Here is a 25,505-nt window from a genome sequence, read left to right as displayed (position 1 = left end):
GACATTTTAGAATTATGTTATATTTGATTTTTAGTAAAAAAGTAAAAAATTATGAAAATAAAAGAGAATCTGTTTAATCAGCGTATTATTTCTATTGATGCTTTGCGTGGAATCACCATTTTTGTAATGATTTTTGTAAATGAACTGGCAAGTGTCAAAAACGTACCGCAATGGATGAAACACATGCCCGCAGATGCAGATGCTATGACTTTTGTTGATTTAGTTTTTCCTGCTTTTTTATTTATTGTCGGAATGTCTATTCCGTTTGCTTTTAATGCTAGATTGATAAAAGGAGACAGTCCGAAAACAATCTGGACACATACTTTAAAGAGGGCAATTGCGCTTATTGTAATTGGTGTTTTTATGGTCAATGCCGAATATGGTTACGATGCTTCTAAAATGATAATTGAACCCGCATTTTGGGGACTTTTGGCTTACTTGATGCCAATTCCGATTTGGAATAAATACCCGAAAAATTTTCCGCTTTGGTTAAAAAATGTACTTCAATATGGCGGGATACTCGTTCTAATTGCTTTATACTTTTTATATGTTCAAGAAGAGACAGGAGAAATTGGCATTACGCCAAAATGGTGGGGAATTCTCGGTTTGATCGGATGGGCATATCTCTTTACTGTAATTTATTATTGGCTAGTAAATGGAAATCTTTGGGCAATGATCGGATTTTTGATTTTTTCTGTTGCAATGAATTCTTTAAACTTAACCGAAAACTCTTTTGTCCAAAATACTTCTTGGATAAGTTTTATCGCTGGGCATCTTACACATGCATCGCTTGCAACTGCTGGAGTTATAATTTCGTTGTTGTTTTTTGATCGAAAAATAATTTCCAAAAATAATTGGCCTGTAATTGGTTTTATAGTTTTATTCACTTTGACTGCTATTTTACTTCGTCCGTATTTCGGAATTTCAAAAATAAAAGGAACACCTTCTTGGACAATGTTATCGGCAGCAATTTGCACCGTTTTATTTTACTTTTTGTATTGGCTGATGGAAGTTAAGAAGCAAACCAAATGGAGCGAATTTTTTATGCCTGCCGCCGCAAATCCGTTACTGATTTATATTTTGCCAGGTGTTATTTATTATTTCAATAAAGCACTTAACATTCATATTCTGCCAGAATATTTTTCAGAAGGAGTTCCAGGAATTATCTGGTCTTTGGTATTCTCTACGATTATGCTTTTTGTAATGAAAATTTTGAACAGATATAAAATTCAGATGCAACTTTAATTTAGTGGTCAGTGTTCCGTTTTTTAGTAATCAGTTTTGTTGATTCTGAACACTAAAAAACAACCTTTTTTATCTTTAATAATGAGCCTGAAACGGGATTGTAATTCACAAAATTAAGCTTACAAATATTGTTGAGGTTTAGTGTTTTTCCGTTTGGAAGTTCATCTTGTTTGAAATCGGTCCAAGGAATTTTTATCGTAGAAAAATGTTTTGGAGACGCAGGAAGACTTACTCTCGGGTGCGAACCTCCGTGTACACAGCCTGTTCCTTCGGCATTTCCTTCTCTCGCCTGCAGTTTTATAATTTGTGTCGACTGATAGGTAATCTCTACATATTTAGATTTGTTTGAAATATTCGTCGGAACTCCGTCGTTGGTTTCAGAATTTGTAATCATTACGTTTAGCTCTATTTCTCGTTTTGGATTTTCTTTTGCTGTCACCAAAACAATTCCTTTTTTCAAGCGTAAAGCATTTATTGCTTCTTCATTTTCAACCGACGGTCCGGCAATAAACCATTTGTTCGATTTAATAAGATCGGTTCTGTTTTGTCCTTCAATTTTAAGCACAGAAACAAATACTAGGACCATTACAATTGAAAAATTCTTCATGAATTGAGTTTTTACCATATAATCAAATATAGTTTTTTAAGAAATTAAAAATGCTGCTTAATTCATTTAAAAATATTTAAATTTGTAAGAGAAGGTTTTTAAGATATTGTGAGTGAATAGTTTAAAAATTAAATACATCTTCGTTTTACTTTTAATAGGATCGTTTTGCCAGGCTCAAAATGATAGTACAGCCGTGGGTACACGAGATATTTTAGATGTAATTCATAAAATTTTTGACAAGCAAGATACTATTCGTCCCGAAAGAAAGAGAAAACTAACTTTTTCATTATTGCCAGTTCCTGTCGGCGTTAATTCAAGCACAGGTTTAGTTGTTTCTTTTCTGACTACATTTTATTTAGGTGATGCCGAAACCACCAAAATGTCTCAGGTCACTTTTTCACCTTATTTTAGTTTTAGCAAACAATTTGTATTTCCGATTCAGTCTTATATTTATTCTAAGGATAATAAATGGAATTTAATTGGAGATTATCGCTATATGATTTATCCTCAGGATACTTATGGATTGGGAGTAGATAACTCCGAAAAAGAAATGTCAACACTCGATTACCAGCAGTGGCGTTTTTATCAGTTTATTACGAGGCAGATTGTTGGAAATTATCGTTTGGGAGTTGGTTTTCTTTTAGATAATTATCAAAATATTTCTGAAGAATCTTATATTGACGGAGAAACCGATTATTACAAATATATGAATGGCGATTTTTCAAACGAAACTTCGTTTGGATTTGCTATTCAGGGATTGTACGATTCTAGAAAAAATATAATAAACCCAAAAGAAGGCTTGTATGTTGAAGCCGATTTACGAATAAATACCAGCGGAGTAGAAGGAGATAAATGGCAGTCTTTGTATTTTGATGCCCGAAAATACCATTCTTTTAGTAAAACCAAACATCGTGTTTGGGCTTCTAGAGCTTTTTACTGGTCAACATTTGGCGGAAAACCGCACTATTTAGATTTACCAAGTATTGGCTGGGATCGTGAAGGGAAAACAGGACGCGGATTTACAAAAAACAGATATCGAAGCAATGCTTTAATTTATTTTGAAACCGAATACAGAACCGATATCAGCCGTAACGGATTCTTCGGCGCCGTATTTTTTACTAATATTTCCTCGGTTTCTAAGTTAGATACTTATCAATTTAAAAAATGGAATCCCGCAGTTGGAACCGGAATCCGTGTAAAATGGAATAAAAGAAACGGCAGTAATTTGGCACTAGATTACGGAATTAGTAAAAACGATTGGTCGCTGCGTTTGGGATTGTCTGAAAATTTCTAACTTCGGCCAAAATCTACAGAACCATTTTTCATGCAGTTATCGGTTGTTATTCTCAATTACAATGTACGTTACTTTCTCGAACAATGCCTTTTAAGCGTTCAGGAAGCGATTGCGGCAATCGATGCAGAAATTATGGTAATCGATAATAATTCATCAGACGGAAGTGTTTTGATGCTGAAAGAAAAATTTCCTGACGTTAAACTAATTGAAAATAAAGAAAATTTTGGTTTTCCAAAAGGCAATAATATTGGTGTTCGTCAAGCGAAAGGGAAGTACGTCTGCATTTTAAATCCTGATACCGTTGTTGCAGAAGATACTTTTACAAAGATTTTGGCTTTCGCCGAAAGGCAGAACAATCTCGGAATTATCGGCTGCAAACTAATTGATGGAACCGGAGAATTTCTCCCAGAAAGCAAACGCGGAATTCCAACACCTTGGGTTGCGTTCACAAAAATTTTCGGATTGTATAAAATCTTTCCTCAAACCAGACTTTTTAATCAATATTACGCACGGCATTTAAAAGAAAACGAAACAGGAAAAGTCGATATTCTCGTTGGCGCTTTTATGTTTTTAGAAAGAAGTCTGTATGAAGATTTAAATGGTTTTGATGAAAACTGTTTTATGTATGCTGATGATATCGACTTGTCTTACCGTGCATTACAAAAGAAAAAGACTAATTATTATTTTCACGAGACCACTGTTTTACATTATAAAGGAGAAAGTACGGTAAAAGACGAAAAATATATGATGAGGTTTCAAGAAGCGATGAATTTCTTTTATCAGAAACATTTTAAGAAATCGCTGTTTTTTAGTTTTTTCATCCAAATCGGAACTTGGTTTTTCTCTTTTGTAAAAATGTTTCAGGGGAATGCGAGAATAAAACCCAATCCAGAATCGTATGTTTTTTATTCTTTAAATGAAGATTTGTCTCAAAAATTAGCCTTAACTTTAAAAAATAAAGTCCGGTTTTTAAAAATCCCGAAAGAAAAAATGGTAAATTCGTGCCTGATTTTTAAGGGAAAAAAGGTCGAAATTATTTTAGATAATCAATACATTTCATTCAAAAAATGTATCGAAATCATAGAAACTCTTAAAGATAAGAGGATTACTTTTAAAATTTTACCCAAAAAGACCCATTTTATTATTGGAAGCAATTCCAGAAATGACAGAGGGCAAATCGTAAAAATTGAGTAAAAAATTATATTAAGTGTAATTTATGTTTAAAATATTCGTTAATTTCGCAATCTGAAAATCAAAAACATCTTTTAGATTAACAATATGGCAAGATTTGAATTAAAGCTTCCGAAAATGGGAGAAAGTGTCGCTGAAGCAACTATTACCAATTGGTTGAAAGAAGTAGGAGACAAAATTGAGGCTGATGAAGCCGTACTCGAAATTGCAACCGATAAAGTTGACAGTGAAGTGCCTAGCGAAGTATCAGGGATTTTAGTTGAGCAATTGTTTGGTAAAGATGATTTAGTGCAAGTAGGGCAGACCATTGCGATTATTGAAACTGAAGGAGGCGACGCGCCAACTGCAGCAATAAATAACACTGAAGAAACTGCCGCTCCTGCCGAAGCTGCTGAAATTGAAAAAACAATTGAAGCAGTTAAAGAAACGGTAACAACTTCTCAAGACTTCTCAAGTTCAGATAAATTCTTTTCTCCATTAGTAAAAAATATTGCAAAAGAAGAAGGGATTTCTTTAAGCGAACTTGAAAATATTGCGGGTTCTGGTAAAGACGGACGAGTGACAAAAGAAGATATTCTAAAATATGTAGAAGGTCGTAAATCTGGAGCAGTTCAAGCACCTAAGGCAGTAGAAGCAGCTCCGAAAGTAGTTGAAACTCCAAAAGCAGAAGCTCCGAAAGCAGTTGAGCCAGTTGTTCAAAAAAGTCAGCAAGCAGTTCCTGTTTCTGTAAATGGCGGTGATGAGATTGTCGAAATGGACAGAATGCGTAAACTGATTTCAGGTTATATGGTGGCTTCGGTTCAAACTTCGGCTCACGTTCAGTCTTTTATTGAGGTAGATGTAACTAACATTGTAAAATGGAGAGATAAAGTAAAAGCCGCTTTTGAGAAAAGAGAAGGCGAGAAATTGACTTTTACTCCAATTATGATGGAAGCTGTTGCAAAAGCTTTAAAAGATTTTCCAGGAATGAATATTTCTGTAGATGGAGATTATATCATTAAAAAGAAAAATATCAATTTAGGAATGGCAGCGGCTCTTCCAAACGGAAATTTAATTGTTCCTGTAATTAAAAATGCAGATCAGTTGAATTTAGTTGGAATGGCAAAAGCGGTTAACGATTTAGGAAACCGTGCAAAAGCTGGAAAACTAAAACCAGACGATACACAAGGCGGAACTTATACGGTTACAAACGTTGGTACTTTTGGAAGTGTTTTTGGAACTCCGATTATCAACCAGCCTCAAGTTGGAATTTTAGCTCTTGGAGCAATTCGTAAAGTGCCTGCGGTTATTGAAACGCCAGAAGGTGATTTTATCGGAATCCGCCAGAAAATGTTCTTGTCGCACTCTTACGATCATAGAGTTGTTGATGGAGCGCTTGGAGGAAGTTTCGTAAAAAGAGTTGCAGAATATTTAGAAGCTTTTGATGTAGATAGAGATTTTTAAAATTCAATTATAAAATAAATTCAAATCCGATAGGTTTAAAACTTATCGGATTTTCTTTTGTAAGAAAAGAATTAAGTGGAAATGCGTGATCTTATTGAAGACTTATTTTAGAAAAGTTAAAATCGCGATTTGAAAGCTTTTTTAGACAAAAAAAATCAGAATAAAGGAAGATATTCCGCTTTAAAAATTACATTTGTAAACTTATAAAAATTAGAAATGGAATTAAAACTTAACAAACCAATTTGCTTTTTTGATCTCGAAACAACGGGAATTGATATCGGTAAAGATAGAATCGTAGAAATTTCAATATTCAAAGTTTTTCCTAACGGAAACAAAGAAAGTAAAACCTGGCTGGTTAATCCAACAATTCCAATTCCTCCACAAACAACTGCAGTTCACGGCATCACAGACGAAAAAGTGGCCAACGAACCTACTTTTGCAGAACTTGCTCCGCATATTCATAATATGATTAAAGACAGTGATCTTGGCGGATTCAATTCTGATCGTTTTGATATTCCGCTTCTGGCTGAAGAATTGCTTCGCGCTGGAGTAGATTTTGATATGAAAAACAAAGTTTCTGTAGATGTGCAGACTATTTTCCATAAAATGGAGGAGCGTACTTTGAGTGCGGCTTTAAAGTTTTATTGCGGAAAAACGTTAGACAATGCGCACTCGGCAGAAGCAGATACAATGGCAACTTATGAAATTCTAAAAGCACAGTTAGATCGTTATCCGGAACTGGAAAATGATATGAAATCTTTGTCTGAATTTACAACTCGTAAAAAAATCGCCGACTTTGCCGGAATGATCGCTTTTGATAAAGATGATGAAGAAATTTTTACTTTTGGAAAACATAAAGGAGCTAAAGTGGAGAAAGTTTTGGAAACAGAACCAGGATATTTCAGCTGGATTCAAAATGCTGATTTTCCTTTGTACACCAAAAAAGTTTTGACAGCAATTAAATTAAGAAAATTAAATACGAAGTAAAGGTGCTGAGCTGCTAAGCTTCTAAGAAGCTAAGTTTTACTTTCTTAGAACCTTAGCGCCTTAGAATCTTAGAACCTATAAAAAAAATGAAAATTATTTGTGTCGGCAGGAATTATGCCAATCATATAGAAGAGTTGAAAAACGAACGTCCATCGGAGCCAGTTGTTTTTATGAAGCCAGATTCGGCAGTTTTGCTGAAACAGCATCCATTTGTTATTCCTGAATTTTCTGAAGATGTTCATCACGAAGTTGAAATAATCGTAAAGATTAATAAAGTCGGAAAATATATTGAGCCAAAATTTGCTCATAAATATTATGATGAAATAAGTGTTGGAATTGATTTTACAGCTCGAGATCTGCAAAGTAAACTGAAAGAAAAAGGACTTCCGTGGGAAAAAGCCAAAGCTTTTGACGGTTCGGCAGTTATTGGTGATTTTTTGCCAAAAACTGATTTTGTTTCTATGGAAAATCTTAATTTTGAATTAAAAAGTAACGGCGAGACAGTTCAGAAAGGAAATTCAGAAATGATGCTCTGGAAAATTGATGAACTGATTGCTCACGTATCTCAATTTTTTACATTAAAAATTGGGGATATTATTTTTACAGGAACGCCAGCAGGTGTGGCGGCTGTAAAACCAAATGATGTTTTAGAAGGCTTTTTAGAAGATAAAAAATTATTCAGAATACAAGTAAAATAATGGCTTTAAAATACAACCTTTCGAAAGTATATGCGCTTTCAGATAATGATCCTGAATTTGTAAATCAGATTTTAACCTTGTTTGTAACAGAAGTACCAGAAGATTTAAAACAAATCAAGGAAGGAATTAAAAAGAAGGATCATAAATATGCCTATTCTTATGCACATAAAATAAAGCCGACTTTAGATTTAATGGGGCTTAATGTTGCTTTTGAAGAAATCTTGCAGGTAGAAGCTTGGACAAAAGCTGAAGGCAAGAAAAAAGATATTATCGAGACTTTTAAAAGTATTAAAGTACAAGTAAAAGAAGCGATTAAAGAAATTAAAAAAGACTTTGATCTTTAATATAAATTTTGACTTATTTTCTGTTGTTTGAATAGGAATAAGTCAAAATCATTTTTAAATTTTGCTAACGGCTTATAGTTTGTAAAAGCCGTTAATATTCCTCTGAGGCAAAATTTAAATAAATCTACTTATAAATTATTGACTTGCGTAAGCAAGGAAAAAAATACTTCACTGATATGAAAGCAGCTATTATTACTATTGGAGATGAAATCTTAATTGGCCAAATCGTTGATACAAATTCAGCTTTTATTGCTAAATCACTGGACAGAATTGGAGTTGAGGTAGCAGAGATGCTTTCTATCAGCGATGATAAAAAACATATTTTAGATACGTTTTCTCATTTTCAAAACAAAGTAGATGTTGTAATTATAACCGGCGGACTTGGTCCGACAAAAGACGATGTTACAAAGAAAACGTTCTGCGAATATTTTGATGATGAATTGGTGGTTGATCAAAAGGTTTTGGCACACGTAACAGAATTGATTGAGGGCTTTTATAAAAGACCAATTTCTCAAATGAATAAGGATCAGGCATTGGTTCCTTCAAAATGTACGGTTTTGCCAAATAAAGTTGGTACTGCACCCGGAATGTGGATGAAGAAAGAAAATACCGTTTTTATTTCGCTCCCTGGAGTTCCGTACGAGATGAAATATTTGGTTGAGGAGGAAATAATTCCAAAAATTGTTCACGAATACAAACGTCCCTATATTATTCATAAAACCATTTTGACTTATGGTCAGGGCGAAAGTTTAGTTGCAGAGCGTATCGAACATTGGGAAAATAATCTGCCAGAGTTTATAAAACTGGCTTATCTGCCAAATCCTGGCCGTGTACGTTTAAGATTAACGGCAAGAGGAACAGATAAAGAGCTTTTAGAAAAAGCAATTGAAGATAATGTAGCCTCACTAGATGCTATTATTCATGATATTATAGTAGGTTATGATGAAAATGAAACAATAGAAGCGGTTGTAGGTAAAATGCTGGCTAAGCACAATAAAACGATTGCAACAGCAGAAAGTTTTACGGGTGGAAAAGTAGCTTCTTTATTATCTGCTGTGCCTGGAGCGTCGGCTTATTTTAAAGGAAGTGTCGTTTCGTATGCGACCGAAGCTAAAATAAATGTTTTGGGAGTTTCCAAAGATTTAGTTGAGGAGTATTCTGTTGTGAGCGCGCAAGTTGCATCTGTAATGGCTTCGAATGTGAAAAATTTAATGCAAACCGACTATGCAATAGCAACGACGGGCAATGCAGGACCTTCAAAAGGCGATTCTGATGCTGAAATTGGTGCAGTTTTTATTGCTTTGGCAACACCAAACGGCGTAATTGTGGAAGAATTTAACTTTGGACAACCGCGTGAAAAAGTGATAGATAGGGCAACAGTTAAGAGTTTAGAAATATTGCAGAAAGAAATTTTAAAAATTGTGCAATAATTTTTTGCTACAATGGTTTATTTTTCTTTTCTTTGCACCCTGATTTTGAATAACGATAAAAGATAAGTATAATGTCAAGAGTTTGTGACCTTACAGGTAAAAGAGCGATGGTAGGAAATAACGTTTCTCACGCTATGAACAAAACTAAGAGAAAGTTTTCTGTAAACTTAGTTAAAAAGCGTTTTTATCTTCCAGAAGAAGATAGATGGATTACTCTTAGAGTAGCAGCATCTACGATAAAAACAATTAATAAAAATGGAATCACTGCAGTTTTGAAAAAAGCGCAGTCAGAAGGATTTATCAAATAATCTTTTCCTAAATAAATATATAGCAAGATGGCAAAGAAAGGTAATAGAATCCAAGTAATTTTAGAATGTACTGAGCACAAAACTTCTGGTGTTCCAGGAACTTCTAGATATATTACAACTAAGAACAAAAAAAACACTCCAGATAGATTAGAGATTAAAAAATTTAATCCAATCTTAAAAAGAGTAACTGTTCACAAAGAAATTAAGTAATAATTAGAGATTTTTATAAATCTCAAATGGTTTGGCCATTCGAGTTTTATGAAAAGTTCAATAACATTTGAATCATGGCAAAGAAAACCGTAGCATCGTTACAAACATCTTCTAAGAGATTATCAAAAGCCATCAAAATGGTGAAATCTCCTAAAACTGGTGCATATACATTCGTAGAATCTATTATGGCTCCTGAAGAAGTTGATGAATTCTTGAAAAAGAAATAATTACATTTACATTATATAGAAAAGCTACTTTCTTTCGGAAGTAGCTTTTTTATTACCTATATTTGTCTAAAAATTTGAAGAATCGTAACAAATTGTCTTTTTTTGAAAAACAATTGCGCTTTCTTTAAAGATTTGGGTTTCTTGTCTGAAAATCAAGAAATCTAGTAAATCTAAATAATCTACAAAAAATGAGTTTTTTTAAAAAATTATTCTCTACCGAAAAAAAAGAGACTTTAGACAAAGGTCTTGAAAAAACGAAAACTACTTTTTTCTCGAAGTTAAGCAAAGCCGTAGCAGGAAAATCTAAAGTTGATGATGATGTTTTAGATAATCTGGAAGAGGTTTTGGTGGCTTCAGATGTAGGAGTAAATACGACTTTGAAAATTATTTCAAGAATTGAAAAACGTGTTGCTGAAGATAAATATCTAGGAACAGAAGAATTGAATCAGATTCTTCGTGATGAAATAGGTGCTTTATTGTCTGAAACCAATACGGGTGAAGCGACAGAATTTGAAATTCCGAAAGATAAAAAACCGTATGTTTTAATGGTGGTTGGTGTAAATGGTGTTGGAAAAACAACGACTATTGGAAAGTTGGCCTATCAGTTTAAGAAAGCGGGTCACAATGTGGTTTTAGGAGCGGCAGATACGTTTCGTGCGGCGGCAATTGACCAATTGCAAGTTTGGGCAGATCGTGTAGGTGTTCCTATTGTAAGGCAGCAAATGGGAAGTGATCCAGCTTCTGTAGCTTTTGATACTTTGCAATCAGCTGTGGCTCAAAATGCAGATGTGGTGATTATTGATACTGCTGGTCGTCTTCATAATAAAATCAACTTGATGAACGAATTGACAAAAGTAAAACGTGTAATGCAGAAAGTTGTTGCTGATGCGCCTCATGATGTACTTTTAGTTTTGGATGGTTCTACTGGTCAGAATGCTTTTGAGCAGGCAAAACAATTTACAGCAGCGACAGAAGTAACTTCATTAGCTGTAACTAAATTGGACGGAACTGCGAAAGGTGGTGTTGTGATTGGTATTTCAGATCAGTTTCAGATTCCGGTTAAATATATTGGGGTTGGTGAAGGAATTGAAGATTTGCAAGTTTTTAATAAATACGAATTCGTAGACAGTTTCTTTAAATAATTTATAATGGATTTCAAAAATATATCGGCACTTACTTTTTATTTTGCCAGTGTAATCAGTTTTGTTTTAGCAAATGTTTTCAAGGATAAAAATCTTTCTGTTTACTATATTTTGCTTGTTGCTGGTGTCGTTTTATTCTTTTTAGGAGTTTTAAAGAGAATAAAAAGTAATAAATAGTAAGAATAAAAAATATAAATGAGCCTTTAAGTATTTGATTTAAAGGCTCGTTTTTTATTGATGTAAAGCATTTATTTTTTTTAGATTTTTATTGAAAAATAAATTAAGAGATAAAAATTTCTTTTGATCATTATAAGATTATCTTTGTAGTCCGAATAATTTCTTTTGAAAACGGGAACCCTAGCCCTGATGGGAGCGGCATCTCCCGATTTAGAAAAACAAAGCTTTTTAGCTGTAGTTTTTGTTTATCGGGAATACAGCGGACAGCAGGAATCAGCTCCTAATTCTTCGACTTCATCAGATTACAAAGAATAAATTTTAATATTTTTATTTATGAAAAACACTTTTATAGTTTTGTTTGTTTCGCTATTGTTTGTGAGTTGCAAGCAGGAAATAAAACCAGCGGATATTGCTAAATTGAATGGCTATTGGGAAATTGAAAAAGTGGTTTTTGCGAAAGGTGAAGAGAAAGAATATAAAATGAACGAGACTTTTGATTTTTTTCAAATTAAGAATAATAAAGGAGTTCGAACGAAAGTAATGCCACAATTTGACGGTACTTTTTTAACTACAGATACTTTCGAAAATGTATCGGTACGTTTTGCTGGAGAACAGGTTTTCTTGGATTATAAAACGGATTATACAAAATGGAGCGAAGAAATTATATCGCTTTCTGATGACAAATTGGTGGTTAAAAACCCGCAAAAAATAGAATATCATTATAAAAAAGCAGCACCCATAAATTTATTGAATGATGGCGAAAAGACTAAATAACGAAACTCCTATAAGTGCTGTTTTACAGCAGATCATTCAGGTAAACAAATTGCAACCTGGAATGGATCAAATTGATGTGCGTGATGCGTGGAAAAACCTTATGGGAAGTGGTGTGAATACGTATACTAAAAATGTTGTCCTTAAAGGGAGTACGCTTTATGTTGAGTTAGGTTCTTCTGTTTTGCGCGAAGAATTGGCTCATGGAAAGTATAAAATTGTGAAAATGATCAATGAGGAGCTTGGGCGTGAAGTGGTGAAGGATGTGATCTTGAGATAAGGTTCTGAGTTGCTAAGGTTCTAAGCTGCTAAGTTTATAAAAAAAACATCCGCCGAGGCGGATGTTTTTTTTATGAGATTTTTAAATCTAAAATCTAAATTCAGAAATCTAAAATTATTAGAATTGCTCTCTTCCTGCGAAGTGGAATGCACCTTCGATAGCAGCATTTTCGTCGCTGTCAGATCCGTGAACTGCATTTTCTCCGATTGAAGTAGCGTATGCTTTACGAATAGTTCCTTCGGCAGCTTCAGCTGGGTTTGTAGCTCCAATTAAAGTTCTGAAATCTTCTACTGCGTTTTCTTTTTCTAAAATAGCAGCAACAATTGGTCCGCGAGACATAAATTCAACTAATTCTCCGTAGAAAGGTCTTTCTGCGTGAACTGCGTAAAATGCTTTAGCATCAGCTACAGTTAATTGAGTTAATTTTAATGAAACGATTTTGAAACCACCATTAGTAATCATTGCTAAGATATTCCCGATGTGTCCGTTTGCAACAGCATCTGGTTTAATCATTGTAAAAGTTCTATTTGTTGCCATTTTATATTTTATTAAATTTTGTGCAAAAGTATACTTTTTTTATGAATTGATTTTAATAAATTCATAATTTAAATAGGTTACAATGATGTTTTGAGCAAGAAAGATATTTTTGAACCATATAAGTTCGTGTAAGTTCATTTAATTGATTAAGGAGTTGCTATTTGGCTATTCCTGTAATATGAACTTATTTTACTTCTATGGTTTAAAAAAAAGACGCACTGCGGTGCGTCTCTACATAATATGGTGAAATTTTTTACACTTTAAAAATTAATTTGTTTCTGTAGAAAATCCTTAATATAAAGGTCCAGATGGCAACGTATGTCAATGCGCCTGCTAAAGATGCAGTCATTGGATTACTAAAGAATGGAGCAATTCCGAAACGGTATAAATAATCTAAAAGATTGGTTTGTTCTTCTGGATTTCGAGGGTTTTGAAAACGAATCATGGTCAATGCCTGCGGAATAATTTGTGAGGCAAAGAAAACAATCATTGGGTTTACTCCCCAAATCACGAATAGTTTAAAGCCTTTTTTATATTCTTTAATATCGATTATATAATACAAAGCAGTTAAGCAAACAGTTGCCAATCCTGTAGTGTATAAAACATAACTGCTTGTCCAAATTGATTTGTTTATGGGGAAAACTAAATCCCAAATTAATCCGAAAAAGATTAGTGCGGTGCCTATCATACCCATTCTTTGGGCTTTTTGAATTTTAGTGACATTAAGCAATAAAATTTGGCCGATGAATAAACCGATAATTCCGTTTACAATTGATGGCAATGTGCTCAAAATTCCTTCTGGATCCCAAGTATTGGTTTCGTGGTACATATGTCCTTTTAGAAGTACGCTGTCAACCCAAGCGGCTAAATTGGTGCCTCTTTCTAAATTGGCTTCTCCAAATCCCGGAACTGGAATTAAAGTCATAACCGCCCAATATCCAAAAAGTAAAACCACTCCAGTTATGATTTGGGCTTTTCTAGAAGTTTTTAAATATAAAAGCGAAACCACAAAATATACGACAGCAATACGCTGTAAAACTCCAGGGAGACGAACGTCTTGATAATTTTCAAATCCACCGTAAGCTAAGATGAGATAAATGGCTAATATGCCGAAAGCAAAGATGTTTTTTAATCGAGTGCTGAAACTGCCCATTAAAGCATAACCAACGGCGAAAGTAATAATTAGTCGTGCTATTAAAAGCGGGATTCCTTCAAGACCAAACAACTGAATTTTTCCAAAGAAATTAAAGAAAATCCCCAAACAGAGCATTCTTAAAGAACGAATCAGAATTTTATTGAATGTAGTTTCGTCGTATTTTTTCTCTGGCATTGCAAGCGGTACGGCGACTCCCATTATAAAAATGAAAAACGGAAATACAAGATCGGTTGGTGTGCAGCCGTTCCAGTGCGCGTGCAAAAGCGGCGGATAAACATTTCCCCAATCACCGGGATTGTTTACGATAGTCATCAATAGAATAGTCAGTCCGCGAAAGACATCAAGCGAAATTAGGCGTTCTCTTACCATTAGGTTAGTTAGTTAATAGGTTATAAAATATAATTCTATTTGGTTTGAGAGAGCAGTAATCTAGGAGATGTGCTGGTTATTTGTTCCTAAAATTATTGCTTTTAAATTTCTAAAGATAATTATTTTTAGATGATTATAATGTCAAAATTATGTTCCAAGGGTTTTAGTTTCTGAATCAAAAGCGGAATCAATTGTTCGCCTTTTTCTAAATAAAATTCAGAAAAATTAGCCTGACGTTCTTGAAGACTTTGATTAGGAAATAATTCGCATTGTAAATCGGTAACACGTTCTATTTGATCTGCGAGTTTTCTTTTTTGTGCTTTTAATAAACGTTTCTCTAGATTTTCAAGACCTTTCTTTTGTTTTACTTCTTGTGCTTTTACGGCGCCAGAAAACGATTTATCGGTCTTTTCGGCCAATTCAAAAAGATAGGCAAATTGTTTTTCTAAAGCTTCTTTTTGAGGAGTCAAATCTATCGGAAATGGAGAAAGTTTATGCGTAATTTCGTTAACTAAATTCTCAGATTTATTGAATAAATCTTTCCAAGATAAATTTAAATTATCGGCTTTTTTAACTTGTTTTTCTGTCGCTAAAAGAACTGAATTTCGAACCAGTAATATTGGAAAAGTAATATTTACCGCATCAAAGAAGCCTTTTAATTCTAACCAATAAGCAATTTCTCCGCCTCCGCCAATGTAGCATAGATTTGGTAAAATAATCTCTTGATATAACGGACGCATGATTACGTTTGGACTGAATTTTTCAGGATTGCTTTCTAGTAATTTAAAAATTTCGTCTTTTGAAAATGAGATTTTGGTGTTGTTTACTATGTATTTGTCATTTTCGAAAATGATTCTTTCACGAAGTTTATCTTCAATATAAAATAAATTAATCTCACGCGGATTTACCTGAACATTATAATTTGAAAGCTTTTCAATTGATTTTTGAACAGCTTTAAACGAAGTCTGACTTTCTAATTCTTCTTTTACAAACGGAATAAAAGCGCGTTTTAGATCGGCATCGTCTGCATCTATAATCACCAAACCGTAATTTGTGAAAAGGGCATTGGCTAAATAACGAGTGGCATCAGCCAGATTTTCATGTTTTAAATAAGCGTCTTCAAAAAGTTTTTTTAAAGTATTGGCGTTTGTGCTCGAACCTAATTCTTTAGAATAAACTTCAAACAAATCTTCTAGTCCGTTAGTTGAAAGTCTTCCGACAGGACCTGTACTTTCTGCATTCCAGCGGATTTTCTTTCCTTTAAAATTAAAATAATTAATTTCTTCAAAATCATGATCTTCCGTAGCCATCCAGTAAATGGGAACAAAATTGTACGATGGATATTTCGATTTTAATTCTTTAGTTAAATTAATGGTAGAAATAATTTTATATAAAAAATACAACGGCCCGCTAAAAAGATTTAACTGATGTCCTGTTGTAATGGTAAAAGTGTTTTCGAGTGCTAAAAGCGAAATATTCTGATTGGTTAAATCGGAAGCTTCAATGTTTTGATATTGTTTCTGAAGAGTTTCAACCAATACAGTTCGGTTGCTATGATTAAAATTGGCTGATTTTTCAGCAATTTGTTTTTCGAAATTTTCTAGGCTTGGAAAATGGTTGTACAGCGGTTTTAACTCTGGTTTTTGATCTAAGTAATCTTGCATTAATTTAGAGAAATATCCAGAAGTTTGAAAGCTGATACAGTCGGTAGGCATAATTTTAAATTTATTTTTGACAGCTGTAAATTTAATGAAAATATACAGTTAAAAACGCTATTAACAATTGCTTAAGAATTGATTTTTAATTTTTGTTTTAAAACGCATAAAATCAAGTTTTTAAAATGAAGTGAAATGTGTTGTTTTTAAATCGAAATCACATTGTATTTGTTAAAAAAGCATAAGTGTTTTAAAACTAATTCTTGTAAACATGAATTATTAATAATGAAACTATATTTTTGCAATAAAAAAGTTATATCTATTTTAAATGAAGCCTAAACAGAATTCTTTGAGACATGTCCTTTTCGGAAGTCTTATTGGTACTACGATCGAATTTTTTGATTTTTATATTTATGCCAATGCAGCCGTATTGGTTTTTCCACAATTATTTTTCCCGAGCTCAGATTCGACAATGGCGACTCTGGAATCTTTAGCAACTTTCTCTATTGCCTTTTTATCGCGACCATTGGGATCTGCATTTTTCGGACATTATGGCGATAAGATTGGACGTAAATTTACGCTTGTTGCGGCTTTATTGACAATGGGAATTTCGACCGTAACGATCGGATTTTTGCCAAGTTATGAAAGTATTGGAGTTGTAGCGCCATTATTATTAATGCTTTGCCGATTCGGACAAGGTGTTGGTTTAGGAGGCGAATGGGGAGGAGCCGTTTTATTAGCGATAGAAAATGCTCCGCCTAACAAACGTGCGTGGTACGGAATGTTCCCGCAATTGGGAGCTCCAATCGGATTATTGCTTTCAGGAGGAACTTTTCTTTTATTGACCGATTCTATGAGCAATGAAGATTTTATGAACTACGGTTGGAGAATTCCTTTTATTGCCAGCGCGCTTTTAGTTATTGTTGGTTTTTATATTCGAACAAAAATTACGGAAACACCTTCGTTTGAAAATGCTAAAAAAGAGGAAGAAGAGGTAAAAGTGCCATTTTTAGAGCTGGTTAAATCGTATAAAAATCAATTGATTTTTGGAACACTTGCAGCCATAACAACATTCTTGGTTTTTTATTTAATGACAGTGTTTACACTAAGCTGGGCGACTTCAGACTTAGGAATTGTAAAAAGAGACGGATTGTTAATTCAATTGTTCTCGGTGTTATTTTTTGCCATTTTTATTCCAGTTTCGGCTGTTGTGGCAGATAAAATCGGACGTCGTAAAATGCTTATTGCAGCAACAGCAGCGATTGCCGTTTTCGGATTTTTCTTTTCTTATTTTTTAAGTGAAGGAAATATTACTCTAGTTACGATTTTTGCCTGCATCGGAATGTCTTTAATGGGATTTACTTATGGTCCGTTAGGAACGTTCTTATCCGAATTATTTCCAACCAATGTTCGTTATTCTGGAGCTTCGTTGACTTTTAATATGGCAGGAATTCTTGGTGCAGCTTTTGCGCCGATGATTGCAATTTGGTTAGCTAAGACGTATGATGTGAGTTATGTGGGCTTTTATTTAGTCGCTGCGGCGTTGATATCTTTAATTTCATTTTTAGTAATTAGTAAAGACGAACATAAGTTTTAAAAAGAGAAAAAGAAACTATTAATATGTAGAACCTCCAGTTTTAATCGGAGGTTTTTTTGTATCGAATCCGAAGGATTCAAATGTTTATAGCATAAAGATTGCGTTGTACATTCGACCCTTTCAGGGTCGTACTCACCGTGACAACTCTTTTCTATAAACATTTGAATCCTTCGGTTCTTTTCTTGAAATAAAGCAATAAAATCTTTTCCTTGAAAAGTCGCCAATATCCCGTATTTTTGCAAAAAAAATAATTCCCTTTTGAAAACGAAACTTTTTGTAATTACGCCACCATTTACCCAACTGAATACCCCGTATCCGGCAACGGCGTATATAAAAGGCTTTCTAAACACTAAAAATATAGAATCGGTTCAGGCAGATTTGGGTATTGATGTGATTTTAGAACTGTTTTCTAAGAAAGGACTTATTGATTTGTTTCAGTATTCAAGTTTCAAGTTTGAAGTTTTAGATTCTGAAATCTCAGATAACTCTAAACGCATTTTTGCGCTTCAAGACGAATATATCAAAACGATAGATTTTGTAATTCAATTTTTGCAGGGAAAAAATCCAACTTTGGCTTTGCAGATTTGTCAGGAAGATTTTCTCCCTGAAGCTTCTCGTTTCGCACAATTAGAAGAACTCGATTGGGCTTTTGGAACCATGGGAACGCAGGACAAAGCAAAACATTTAGCTACTTTGTATCTAGAAGATATTTCAGATTTTATAGTAGAATGTGTCGATGAAAACTTTGGCTTTAGCCGATATGCCGAACGTTTAGGACGAAGCGCTAATTCTTTTGATGAATTATATACTGTTTTACAGCAAGAGCCAACATACATCGATTCGATTTTAATTTCGATTTTAAAAGAAAAAATAGAAGCTGTAAAACCATCATTGTTTTTAATTTCTGTTCCCTTTCCTGGAAATTTATATAGCGCTTTCAGATGCGCACAATGGGTAAAAGAAAATCATACTGAAATTAAGATTTCAATGGGAGGCGGTTTCCCAAATACCGAATTACGATCGCTTTCTGATAAACGCGTTTTTGAATTTTTCGATTTTATTACTTTGGATGACGGAGAAGTTCCAATTGAAGAACTAATTTTTCATTTAGAAAATCCAGATTCAGCTTCTTTTAAAAGGACATTTCTACTTGAAAACGGAGAAGTGGTTTACAAAAACAATTCTCTAAAACACGATTATAAACAAGCTTATGTAGGAACGCCTGATTACTCCGATCTTCCTTTAGATAAATATATTTCGGTTATAGAAATTGTAAATCCGATGCATCGAATGTGGAGTGACGGGCGCTGGAACAAACTGACCATGGCGCACGGCTGTTATTGGGGAAAATGTACGTTCTGTGATATTTCTTTAGATTATATAAAAGTATATGAGCCTGTTGCGGCAAGTTTGCTTTGCGACCGAATAGAAGAATTGATCGAAAAAACAGGTCAAAACGGATTTCATTTTGTTGATGAAGCTGCACCGCCAGCTTTGATGCGTGCTTTGGCTCTAGAAATTTTAAAACGAAAATTGGCTGTAACTTGGTGGACGAATATTCGATTTGAAAAAAGCTTTTCAAAAGATTTATGTCTGCTGCTGAAAGCTTCTGGCTGTATTGCCGTTTCTGGTGGTTTAGAAGTCGCTTCAGATAGATTATTAAAATTAATTGATAAAGGTGTAACGGTTGAGCAAGTTGCCAAAGTAACCCGAAATTTTACCGAAGCAGGAATTATGGTGCATGCGTACCTAATGTACGGATATCCTACACAAACTATTCAAGAAACTGTTGATAGTCTTGAAATGGTTCGCCAATTGTTTGAAGCAGGAGTTTTGCAGTCTGGTTTTTGGCATCAGTTTGCACTTACAGCTCATAGTCCAGTCGGATTGTATCCAGAACAATTTGGTGTTACAAAGAAGACAGAAGCCATAGGAACTTTCGCTAACAACGATATCGAATATACAGATTCTACAGGAATCAATCACGATAAATTTAGTTTTGGCTTAAAGAAATCGCTTTTCAATTTCATGCACGGAATTTGTTTTGATTACGAATTGCAGGATTGGTTTGATTTTAAAATTCCGAAAACAAAAATTCACCCCGATTTTATTTTTAATGCGTTAGAAGAACAAAACGATTTCAATACCAAACCAAATGCAAAAGTAGTTTGGCTTGGCGGAAGACCTTCTGCATCTGCTTTTACCAAATCAAAAAAAGGAAGAAGCTGGGAAATGATGTCGCTGACTTTTCACGACAAAAAAGAAAGTTTTGATATTCAAACCAGTAAAGAAGAAGGCGAGTGGCTTGTTTCGATTTTATCGAAAATAAACGTTTCTGGAGCTAAAAATTATACTTTTCAAGAAGTCAAAAATGACTTTGAAACTTCGCTTGAAGATTTTGAACTGTTTTGGTATTCTAAACCTGTAAATACTTTGCGAGAGTTCGGTTTATTGGTGCTTTAATATTCAATACATTCTCCATCATTCGGAATAGAAGTTTTACTCAAAAGGCCATGATCCGAAAGCGCAGTTCTTAATTGTAATCTTGTTGTCGGACAATGATTTAAAGCTTCTAAATGATTAGCGAGAACTTTCCCTGGTGCCAGTGTAGCAAATTTCAAAATATCATCCATTCGCATTAATAATGGTTGTCCGAAATCCAATCTTGCGGTACCACAGGCAACAATAGCTATGTCTGGTTTCAATTGAGTTAGCACTTTTTCTACGTGTTGTGTAAAAATGGTATCAGAGCTTATATAGATCGATTTTTGATCTGCCAATTCAATAAGAAATCCCATAACATTTCCCATCAATTTAGCAATAAAACCATAACCGTGAATAGCAGGAATTCCAGTAATTTTTCCATCCAAAAACTTTTGCGGTTCCCAATATTCCAAAGTCTGAATTACGCTAAGTCCTCTTTGAACTAAAGCTTTTTCATCTTTAGAACTGCAGATAACAGGAATGCTTTTTCGTCTTAAAAAAACTTCTCCCGCTTTGTCGATATGGTCAGGATGCAAATGCGTGATCAAACAATGCGTAACACGACTTAATATCTCGCGACTGTTTTTTGGCAAGGCTACCAAAGGATTTCTTTTCGGTTTGTATCTGAAAATAGTAAAAGGCGGAATTGTTTTTCTTTTACCTAACATTGGGTCAACTAAAATGACATGCTTTTCTGTTTCAATTACCAAAGTGGCATTTCGCAAATGATGTAATTTCATATCCGAGAAAATTAGATATTAAAAATACAAAGTTTTTCGAAAAACTGCTTACAGATTTTTCTTTATTTTTAACAGAATTGTGATTTACCCAATAGAAAACCGAAACCCAATTCCGTGTAGGTTTTCAATCGAAATTCCCTGTTCATTGGCTAAGATTTTACGCAGACGCGAAATAAAAACATCCAAACTTCTTCCCATAAAATAGTCGTCTGTTCCCCATAATGAAGTTAAAATTTGCTCTCTTTTCAAAACAGAGTTTTTATGATCTAGAAAAAGTTTTAATAATTCAGCTTCTCGCTGAGTTAACCCAACTTTTTCTTCATTGTTGAAAAGAATGAAATTTTTGGTGTCAAACTGATATTTTCCAACTTCATAAATAGTTTTTGCCTGAGGAATATTTTTTTGCGAACGCTTTAAGAAAATTTCAATCTTTAGCAGTAATTCTTCAATGCTGAATGGTTTTACGAGATAATCATCGGCACCCAAACGCAAACCTTTAATTCGGTCTTCTTTCAAAGTTTTAGCTGAAAGAAAAATAATAGGAACGTCAACATCTATTTTTCGAACCGCTTCTGCAAGTTCAAAACCGTCCATTTTGGGCATCATAATATCAAAAATGCAGATGTCAAATTCTTCTTCTTCAAAAATTTTAAGCGCCGATTTTCCGTCAGAACAATGAATAACTTCATAATTATTCTGCTCCAAATTGTCTTTGGTTAAAAACGCAAGAGTTTCGTCGTCTTCGGCATAAAGTATTTTGAAGTTTCTCATTTTTTGTAAGGAATTGATAAAGTTAAGGTAACACCTTTTTCTTGATTATTTTCGGCTTTTATTTTCCAGTTTTGCAGACTGCATATTTCTTTTACATAGTATAAACCAAGTCCAAACCCATTAACTTCATTGCTCTTTTCATTTTGAACTCTATAAAACTTATCAAAGATAAAAGATATTTTTTTAGGATTAATCCCAATTCCATTATCAATAAACTCCAGTTTTAGACAGTTATTATCTTCGGTAATTTTAATAGTAACTTCTGGTTTTTCGTTACAGTACTTTATCGCATTATCCAGCAAATTGTAAACTAAATTGGCAAAATGAAAAGTATCTGTCTCTAATACATAATCTTTAGATGAAGATTCAATTTTGATGGAAGCATCTGGATATTTCAGCTGAATGTTTTCGATTGTTTCTTCAATAATAGGAACAATTAAAACACTTTCTTTCTTGATTTCCAAAGGCGCATAATCAGATTTTGCAATATTTAGAATTTTCTCAATATGCCCGTTTAACTTATTTCCTTGATTGATAATAATATCTGTATACGTATAAAGTTTCTTGTCTTCTTTAATTGGTTTTTGTTCAATCAAATATTTGGAAGCGATAAGAATAGAAGCTAGCGGCGTTTTAAACTCATGCGTCATATTATTAATAAAATCACGCTGCAATTCTGAATATTTTTTATGCTGTAAAAGGGTAAAAATCGAATAAACGTAAATCAGTAAAATCAGAATCAATGCAGTTGAAAGAATAAACCAAAATCGCATTGAACTGAATAAATATGTCGTTTCATTCGGAAAACGAACGGCAAAATAATAAACTAGATTCTTATGTTTTGGAAAATAGACGCTTTTTTTGCATTCGGCCTTTTTCTTATAAAGCGAAATATAATCTCCATAAATCATTTCGTCGCTTTGGCAATTGTACATCGCATACTCGAAATCGGTCGTGATATTCATTTTTTTGAATTCCGTTTTCAGGTAAAACTCTAAAATATCGGGTTCAAACTCGTTATCGACATTTACAATATAATAGTCGTTCGCAATTTTCTGTACCGGATTCTGTACTGGAAGTTCATGATTCGTTCCTTCGTATAATTTTTTAGCCACTTCAAGCAAAGCAATATGCGCTTTCTGGCTCAGTTTTTTTTGTTCAATTGTAAAAGCCTCTTTTGTCCATAACAATTGTGCCACCAGAATACTAATGATGGCTACCAATCCTAAGATAATGATGCTGTTGAGTTTATTAATTTTCAAGAATAGGAAATTTTGAGAGTGTAATATTAATGAATTTTAGCCTGAAAATAAGCGATTAACAAGTCATTAACAAACGTTTGAAACCAGTTAACAGCGATTTGAATTTGTCTGAATTACCTTTGTAATATCAAGTTGAACTAAAAACCATTTTAAATATATCAGTTATGAAAATGATCAAAATTTCGATGTTAGCTTTGGCATTAGGCCTAATGTCTTTTTCAGCAATTGCTCCAGTACAATCTTTAGTTTCAGAAACTGAAATTGCTGCAGAGGCTGGATCTACAATTGTTTGGAAAGCAGAAACAATTGACGTTGGACAAATTCCACAAGGAACTCCAAAAGCAATTGTTTACGAATTTAAAAATACAGGAAAAACAGCTGTAGTAATTAAAAACGTGCAAGGATCTTGCGGATGTACAGCTACAGATTATACAAAAGAACCAATTCAGCCAGGTAAATCTGCAAAAGTTACTGCAACTTACAACGCTGCAAACAAAGGTGCTTTTACAAAAACGGTTACTGTAACAACTAGTGCAGAAACAACTCCAAAAGTACTTACTTTAAAAGGTACGGTTATCTAAGATTTTAATAGGTTGGTTATATGGCAAAAGCTCCAGACATGAAAATTGTTTGGAGCTTTTTATTTTTTGCTTTGTCTAAATTTTTACCGCAAAGAACGCAAGGATTTTTAATGTGAAATTACACTTACGATTAAGTTCGCAAAGCTTTGACAGATAAGCTTTGCGAACTTAAAATATGTATGAAGAGTATTTTTTCTATAAAAAACCTTGCGCTCTTTGCGGTTAAAAAACAACCAGCCAGAAATAAAATATATTTCCTCTAAATACAATTGTTAAGTTTAACTTCGAAATTTTGATTTAATAGAAAATTTTTTACTTTTAATGAAAATTATAAGCTATGAAAATTTGGTATTCGCCTCTTATTGCAATTGTGTTTTTTGCTTTTTTTTCGTGTAATTCTAAAGCAGATAAAAAAGAAGAAAATTCAATAAAAACAGTTGAAAAAATTCCAGAATTAAAACTTACAATCGACAGCGTTCGCATTGCAAAATTCTATGAAAATTATCCGAAATTGGATAAATTTAAAGGTGATGTAACTTCTTTATATCAAAAAAATAAATCGACTCAATTGTGGCAGGACAATAAAGGAATTGTCGAATTTGCCAATACATTATTCAATCAATATAAAAATTTGGGTGAGGAAGGATTAAAAACCAATTATCCGTACAATGAACAGCTAAACTCTGTTTTTGAAAATAATCCAGCTAAAAAACTTTCCAAAGAAGATACAGATTTACTGCTTTCTAATTTGTATTATTTCTACGCCGAAAAAGTGTATGCAGGTTTTGACGAAAAAACTAGTATTTCGTTAGAATGGCTTTTACCGCGAAAAAAGTTCAACTACCAAGTGCTTTCTGATTCTATTTTTAAAAAATCGACCATTCTCGACGATAAGAAAAGAAAGATGTTCAGCCAGTATTACAAACTTCGTGATGCACTGAAAGAATATCGAGAAATTGAGAAAAATGGAGGTTGGAAAACTATTGAAATCGGAGAAGATTATAAAAGCTTAAAAGTTGGCGATTCTTCAAGCACAGTTGCACAAATTAGAGAAAGGCTTTTTGTAACCAAAGACATTAAAGAAGATACTAAAAGTGCGATTTGCGACACGACTTTGATAAAAGCGATTAAGAATTACGAAATCCGTCATGGCTATGCGCCAAAAAATATCATTTTAAAAGAGCATATTAACGATTTAAATATTCCAGTTTCTGAGCGTATTAAAACCATTATTGTCAATATGGAGCGCTGCCGTTGGATTGATCCTGAATTGGAAAAAGGGCAGAAATATATTGAAGTTAATATTCCAGAGTTTAAATTGTACTTAATTGAAGACGGAAAAATTGCTTTTACTTCAGCAGTTGTGGTTGGAAGGGCGATGACAAAAACCGTTGTTTTCAGCGGAATGATGAATAATATTGTATTCAGTCCGTATTGGAATGTGCCACCGAGTATTATCAAAAGCGAAATTAAACCTGGAATGGCTAGGGATAAAAATTATTTAGCAAAGAAAAATCTGGAGTGGAATAATGGTGCCGTTCGTCAATTGCCTGGAAAAAACAATTCTTTAGGCTTGGTAAAATTTTTATTTCCGAATTCAAGTAATATTTATTTACATGATACGCCATCAAAAAGTTTATTCGAAAGAGAAAGTCGCGCGTTTAGCCACGGCTGCGTGCGTGTTGCAAAACCAAGAGAATTGGCTATCGAATTATTAAAACCAGACCCAGCTTGGAATCCTGCAAGAATAGATAAAGCTATGCACGCCGGAAAAGAAAACTGGTATACGCTTAAGAAAAAAGTACCCGTTTATATCGGCTATTTTACCGCTTGGGTGGATCGAGAAGGAAATTTAAATTTCTACAAAGATATTTACAGCCGAGACGAAAGTTTGATAAAATTATTGACTGAAGAGTAGTTTTTTAAACCACAAATTACACAAATTTTCGCAAATTTCTTTTTTTGCCACTCCCGATAGCTATCGGGATAAAAAGATTTC

General features: G+C 33.6%; 26 protein-coding genes. 19 read left to right on the top strand and 7 right to left on the bottom strand.

Annotation, left to right across the window (positions count from 1 at the left end):
- The first annotated feature begins 51 nt into the window (after nt 1-51).
- Entirely contained in the window at nt 52-1,245 is a 1,194-nt protein-coding gene (locus Q9Q97_RS08465) for a DUF5009 domain-containing protein (RefSeq protein WP_306156153.1), read from the top strand.
- A 52-nt stretch (nt 1,246-1,297) separates the two neighbouring features.
- Here Q9Q97_RS08465 and Q9Q97_RS08460 read toward each other — a convergent pair whose 3' ends face one another.
- Nucleotides 1,298-1,852 (bottom strand): hypothetical protein, encoded by a 555-nt coding sequence (locus Q9Q97_RS08460; RefSeq protein WP_306156152.1) that lies wholly within the window; start codon nt 1,850-1,852, stop codon nt 1,298-1,300.
- A 112-nt stretch (nt 1,853-1,964) separates the two neighbouring features.
- Here Q9Q97_RS08460 and Q9Q97_RS08455 point away from each other — a divergent pair, with 112 nt between their 5' ends.
- The 14 genes from Q9Q97_RS08455 (at nt 1,965) to Q9Q97_RS08390 (ending at nt 12,354) form a co-directional block, all read left to right on the top strand.
- The gene (locus Q9Q97_RS08455; protein ID WP_306156151.1) at nt 1,965-3,146 is read left to right on the top strand and encodes a hypothetical protein; all 1,182 of its coding nucleotides are present in this window, start codon (nt 1,965-1,967) and stop codon (nt 3,144-3,146) included.
- Nucleotides 3,147-3,176: 30 nt separating this feature from the next.
- Nucleotides 3,177-4,340 (top strand): glycosyltransferase family 2 protein, encoded by a 1,164-nt coding sequence (locus Q9Q97_RS08450; RefSeq protein WP_306156150.1) that lies wholly within the window; start codon nt 3,177-3,179, stop codon nt 4,338-4,340.
- A gap of 84 nt (nt 4,341-4,424) precedes the next feature.
- Nucleotides 4,425-5,780 (top strand): dihydrolipoamide acetyltransferase family protein, encoded by a 1,356-nt coding sequence (locus Q9Q97_RS08445; RefSeq protein ID WP_306156148.1) that lies wholly within the window; start codon nt 4,425-4,427, stop codon nt 5,778-5,780.
- A 216-nt stretch (nt 5,781-5,996) separates the two neighbouring features.
- On the top strand, nt 5,997-6,767 hold the full coding sequence (locus Q9Q97_RS08440; RefSeq protein ID WP_306156146.1) for a 3'-5' exonuclease: 771 nt from the start codon (nt 5,997-5,999) through the stop codon (nt 6,765-6,767).
- Nucleotides 6,768-6,853: 86 nt separating this feature from the next.
- On the top strand, nt 6,854-7,465 hold the full coding sequence (locus Q9Q97_RS08435) for a fumarylacetoacetate hydrolase family protein (protein WP_306156145.1): 612 nt from the start codon (nt 6,854-6,856) through the stop codon (nt 7,463-7,465).
- Nucleotides 7,465-7,809, top strand: a complete 345-nt coding sequence (locus Q9Q97_RS08430; protein WP_008468078.1) for an Hpt domain-containing protein — start codon at nt 7,465-7,467, stop codon at nt 7,807-7,809. The genes Q9Q97_RS08435 and Q9Q97_RS08430 overlap by 1 nt, the downstream gene beginning before the upstream one ends.
- A 176-nt stretch (nt 7,810-7,985) precedes the next feature.
- The gene (locus Q9Q97_RS08425; RefSeq protein ID WP_306156144.1) at nt 7,986-9,239 is read left to right on the top strand and encodes a competence/damage-inducible protein A; all 1,254 of its coding nucleotides are present in this window, start codon (nt 7,986-7,988) and stop codon (nt 9,237-9,239) included.
- 71 nt (nt 9,240-9,310) lie between these two features.
- The gene (gene rpmB, locus Q9Q97_RS08420) at nt 9,311-9,547 is read left to right on the top strand and encodes a 50S ribosomal protein L28 (protein WP_008468080.1); all 237 of its coding nucleotides are present in this window, start codon (nt 9,311-9,313) and stop codon (nt 9,545-9,547) included.
- A gap of 27 nt (nt 9,548-9,574) precedes the next feature.
- Nucleotides 9,575-9,757 (top strand): 50S ribosomal protein L33, encoded by a 183-nt coding sequence (gene rpmG, locus Q9Q97_RS08415; protein WP_008253902.1) that lies wholly within the window; start codon nt 9,575-9,577, stop codon nt 9,755-9,757.
- A 74-nt stretch (nt 9,758-9,831) separates the two neighbouring features.
- A complete protein-coding gene (locus Q9Q97_RS08410; RefSeq protein ID WP_008468081.1) occupies nt 9,832-9,984 on the top strand; it encodes a DUF4295 domain-containing protein in 153 nt (50 codons plus the stop codon).
- Nucleotides 9,985-10,172: 188 nt separating this feature from the next.
- Nucleotides 10,173-11,126: a signal recognition particle-docking protein FtsY gene (gene ftsY / locus Q9Q97_RS08405; RefSeq protein WP_306156121.1), complete on the top strand. Its 954-nt coding sequence runs from the start codon at nt 10,173-10,175 to the stop codon at nt 11,124-11,126.
- Nucleotides 11,127-11,468: 342 nt separating this feature from the next.
- Nucleotides 11,469-11,618: a hypothetical protein gene (locus Q9Q97_RS08400; protein ID WP_306156120.1), complete on the top strand. Its 150-nt coding sequence runs from the start codon at nt 11,469-11,471 to the stop codon at nt 11,616-11,618.
- Nucleotides 11,619-11,636: 18 nt separating this feature from the next.
- Nucleotides 11,637-12,077 carry a lipocalin family protein gene (locus Q9Q97_RS08395; RefSeq protein WP_306156119.1) on the top strand — a complete coding sequence of 147 codons (441 nt, stop codon included), beginning with the start codon at nt 11,637-11,639 and terminating at the stop codon, nt 12,075-12,077.
- Nucleotides 12,058-12,354, top strand: coding sequence for a DUF721 domain-containing protein (locus Q9Q97_RS08390; protein WP_306156245.1), 297 nt, complete (start codon nt 12,058-12,060; stop codon nt 12,352-12,354). The genes Q9Q97_RS08395 and Q9Q97_RS08390 overlap by 20 nt, the downstream gene beginning before the upstream one ends.
- A 117-nt stretch (nt 12,355-12,471) precedes the next feature.
- Here Q9Q97_RS08390 and Q9Q97_RS08385 read toward each other — a convergent pair whose 3' ends face one another.
- The 3 genes from Q9Q97_RS08385 to bshC form a co-directional block, all read right to left on the bottom strand.
- Entirely contained in the window at nt 12,472-12,891 is a 420-nt protein-coding gene (locus tag Q9Q97_RS08385; protein ID WP_223704072.1) for a nucleoside-diphosphate kinase, read from the bottom strand.
- 253 nt (nt 12,892-13,144) lie between these two features.
- On the bottom strand, nt 13,145-14,416 hold the full coding sequence (locus tag Q9Q97_RS08380) for an acyltransferase family protein (RefSeq protein WP_306156118.1): 1,272 nt from the start codon (nt 14,414-14,416) through the stop codon (nt 13,145-13,147).
- 125 nt (nt 14,417-14,541) lie between these two features.
- Nucleotides 14,542-16,131: a bacillithiol biosynthesis cysteine-adding enzyme BshC gene (gene bshC, locus Q9Q97_RS08375; RefSeq protein WP_306156117.1), complete on the bottom strand. Its 1,590-nt coding sequence runs from the start codon at nt 16,129-16,131 to the stop codon at nt 14,542-14,544.
- Between the two features lie 289 nt (nt 16,132-16,420).
- Between bshC and Q9Q97_RS08370 the strand changes: the two genes are divergently transcribed.
- Both Q9Q97_RS08370 and Q9Q97_RS08365 read left to right on the top strand, forming a co-directional pair.
- Nucleotides 16,421-17,668, top strand: coding sequence for an MFS transporter (locus tag Q9Q97_RS08370; RefSeq protein ID WP_306156115.1), 1,248 nt, complete (start codon nt 16,421-16,423; stop codon nt 17,666-17,668).
- 258 nt (nt 17,669-17,926) lie between these two features.
- Entirely contained in the window at nt 17,927-20,131 is a 2,205-nt protein-coding gene (locus Q9Q97_RS08365; protein ID WP_306156114.1) for a radical SAM protein, read from the top strand.
- Here the strand turns inward: Q9Q97_RS08365 and Q9Q97_RS08360 are convergent.
- The 3 genes from Q9Q97_RS08360 to Q9Q97_RS08350 form a co-directional block, all read right to left on the bottom strand.
- On the bottom strand, nt 20,128-20,892 hold the full coding sequence (locus tag Q9Q97_RS08360) for an MBL fold metallo-hydrolase (protein ID WP_306156113.1): 765 nt from the start codon (nt 20,890-20,892) through the stop codon (nt 20,128-20,130). The genes Q9Q97_RS08365 and Q9Q97_RS08360 overlap by 4 nt on opposite strands.
- A gap of 84 nt (nt 20,893-20,976) precedes the next feature.
- Nucleotides 20,977-21,663, bottom strand: a complete 687-nt coding sequence (locus Q9Q97_RS08355) for a response regulator transcription factor (protein ID WP_306156112.1) — start codon at nt 21,661-21,663, stop codon at nt 20,977-20,979.
- Nucleotides 21,660-22,925 carry a sensor histidine kinase KdpD gene (locus Q9Q97_RS08350; RefSeq protein ID WP_306156111.1) on the bottom strand — a complete coding sequence of 422 codons (1,266 nt, stop codon included), beginning with the start codon at nt 22,923-22,925 and terminating at the stop codon, nt 21,660-21,662. Before Q9Q97_RS08350 ends, Q9Q97_RS08355 begins: the two co-directional genes overlap by 4 nt.
- Before the next feature lie 164 nt (nt 22,926-23,089).
- Between Q9Q97_RS08350 and Q9Q97_RS08345 the strand changes: the two genes are divergently transcribed.
- A complete protein-coding gene (locus Q9Q97_RS08345) occupies nt 23,090-23,506 on the top strand; it encodes a DUF1573 domain-containing protein (protein WP_306156110.1) in 417 nt (138 codons plus the stop codon).
- A gap of 337 nt (nt 23,507-23,843) precedes the next feature.
- Nucleotides 23,844-25,424 (top strand): murein L,D-transpeptidase, encoded by a 1,581-nt coding sequence (locus Q9Q97_RS08340; RefSeq protein WP_306156109.1) that lies wholly within the window; start codon nt 23,844-23,846, stop codon nt 25,422-25,424.
- Nucleotides 25,425-25,505: the final 81 nt, after the last annotated feature.

It is taken from the genome of Flavobacterium sp. DG2-3, from assembly GCF_030730925.1.
Taxonomy (GTDB): domain Bacteria; phylum Bacteroidota; class Bacteroidia; order Flavobacteriales; family Flavobacteriaceae; genus Flavobacterium.
Note: the sequence above shows the minus strand (reverse complement) of the source record. Positions and strands in the feature narration are given on the sequence as shown.

What these genes read in the sequence shown, in the direction of transcription:
- Q9Q97_RS08355 (WP_306156112.1), bottom strand. Translation starts at nt 21,663, where the DNA reads ATGAGAAACTTCAAAATACTTTATGCCGAAGACGACGAAACTCTTGCG.
- Q9Q97_RS08390 (WP_306156245.1), top strand. Translation starts at nt 12,058, where the DNA reads ATGGCGAAAAGACTAAATAACGAAACTCCTATAAGTGCTGTTTTACAG.
- Q9Q97_RS08440 (WP_306156146.1), top strand. Translation starts at nt 5,997, where the DNA reads ATGGAATTAAAACTTAACAAACCAATTTGCTTTTTTGATCTCGAAACA.
- Q9Q97_RS08450 (WP_306156150.1), top strand. Translation starts at nt 3,177, where the DNA reads ATGCAGTTATCGGTTGTTATTCTCAATTACAATGTACGTTACTTTCTC.
- Q9Q97_RS08385 (WP_223704072.1), bottom strand. Translation starts at nt 12,891, where the DNA reads ATGGCAACAAATAGAACTTTTACAATGATTAAACCAGATGCTGTTGCA.
- bshC (WP_306156117.1), bottom strand. Translation starts at nt 16,131, where the DNA reads ATGCCTACCGACTGTATCAGCTTTCAAACTTCTGGATATTTCTCTAAA.
- Q9Q97_RS08425 (WP_306156144.1), top strand. Translation starts at nt 7,986, where the DNA reads ATGAAAGCAGCTATTATTACTATTGGAGATGAAATCTTAATTGGCCAA.
- ftsY (WP_306156121.1), top strand. Translation starts at nt 10,173, where the DNA reads ATGAGTTTTTTTAAAAAATTATTCTCTACCGAAAAAAAAGAGACTTTA.
- Q9Q97_RS08340 (WP_306156109.1), top strand. Translation starts at nt 23,844, where the DNA reads ATGAAAATTTGGTATTCGCCTCTTATTGCAATTGTGTTTTTTGCTTTT.
- Q9Q97_RS08380 (WP_306156118.1), bottom strand. Translation starts at nt 14,416, where the DNA reads ATGGTAAGAGAACGCCTAATTTCGCTTGATGTCTTTCGCGGACTGACT.
- Q9Q97_RS08435 (WP_306156145.1), top strand. Translation starts at nt 6,854, where the DNA reads ATGAAAATTATTTGTGTCGGCAGGAATTATGCCAATCATATAGAAGAG.
- Q9Q97_RS08360 (WP_306156113.1), bottom strand. Translation starts at nt 20,892, where the DNA reads ATGAAATTACATCATTTGCGAAATGCCACTTTGGTAATTGAAACAGAA.
- Q9Q97_RS08345 (WP_306156110.1), top strand. Translation starts at nt 23,090, where the DNA reads ATGAAAATGATCAAAATTTCGATGTTAGCTTTGGCATTAGGCCTAATG.
- Q9Q97_RS08465 (WP_306156153.1), top strand. Translation starts at nt 52, where the DNA reads ATGAAAATAAAAGAGAATCTGTTTAATCAGCGTATTATTTCTATTGAT.
- rpmB (WP_008468080.1), top strand. Translation starts at nt 9,311, where the DNA reads ATGTCAAGAGTTTGTGACCTTACAGGTAAAAGAGCGATGGTAGGAAAT.
- Q9Q97_RS08460 (WP_306156152.1), bottom strand. Translation starts at nt 1,852, where the DNA reads ATGAAGAATTTTTCAATTGTAATGGTCCTAGTATTTGTTTCTGTGCTT.
- Q9Q97_RS08395 (WP_306156119.1), top strand. Translation starts at nt 11,637, where the DNA reads ATGAAAAACACTTTTATAGTTTTGTTTGTTTCGCTATTGTTTGTGAGT.
- Q9Q97_RS08410 (WP_008468081.1), top strand. Translation starts at nt 9,832, where the DNA reads ATGGCAAAGAAAACCGTAGCATCGTTACAAACATCTTCTAAGAGATTA.
- Q9Q97_RS08430 (WP_008468078.1), top strand. Translation starts at nt 7,465, where the DNA reads ATGGCTTTAAAATACAACCTTTCGAAAGTATATGCGCTTTCAGATAAT.
- rpmG (WP_008253902.1), top strand. Translation starts at nt 9,575, where the DNA reads ATGGCAAAGAAAGGTAATAGAATCCAAGTAATTTTAGAATGTACTGAG.
- Q9Q97_RS08445 (WP_306156148.1), top strand. Translation starts at nt 4,425, where the DNA reads ATGGCAAGATTTGAATTAAAGCTTCCGAAAATGGGAGAAAGTGTCGCT.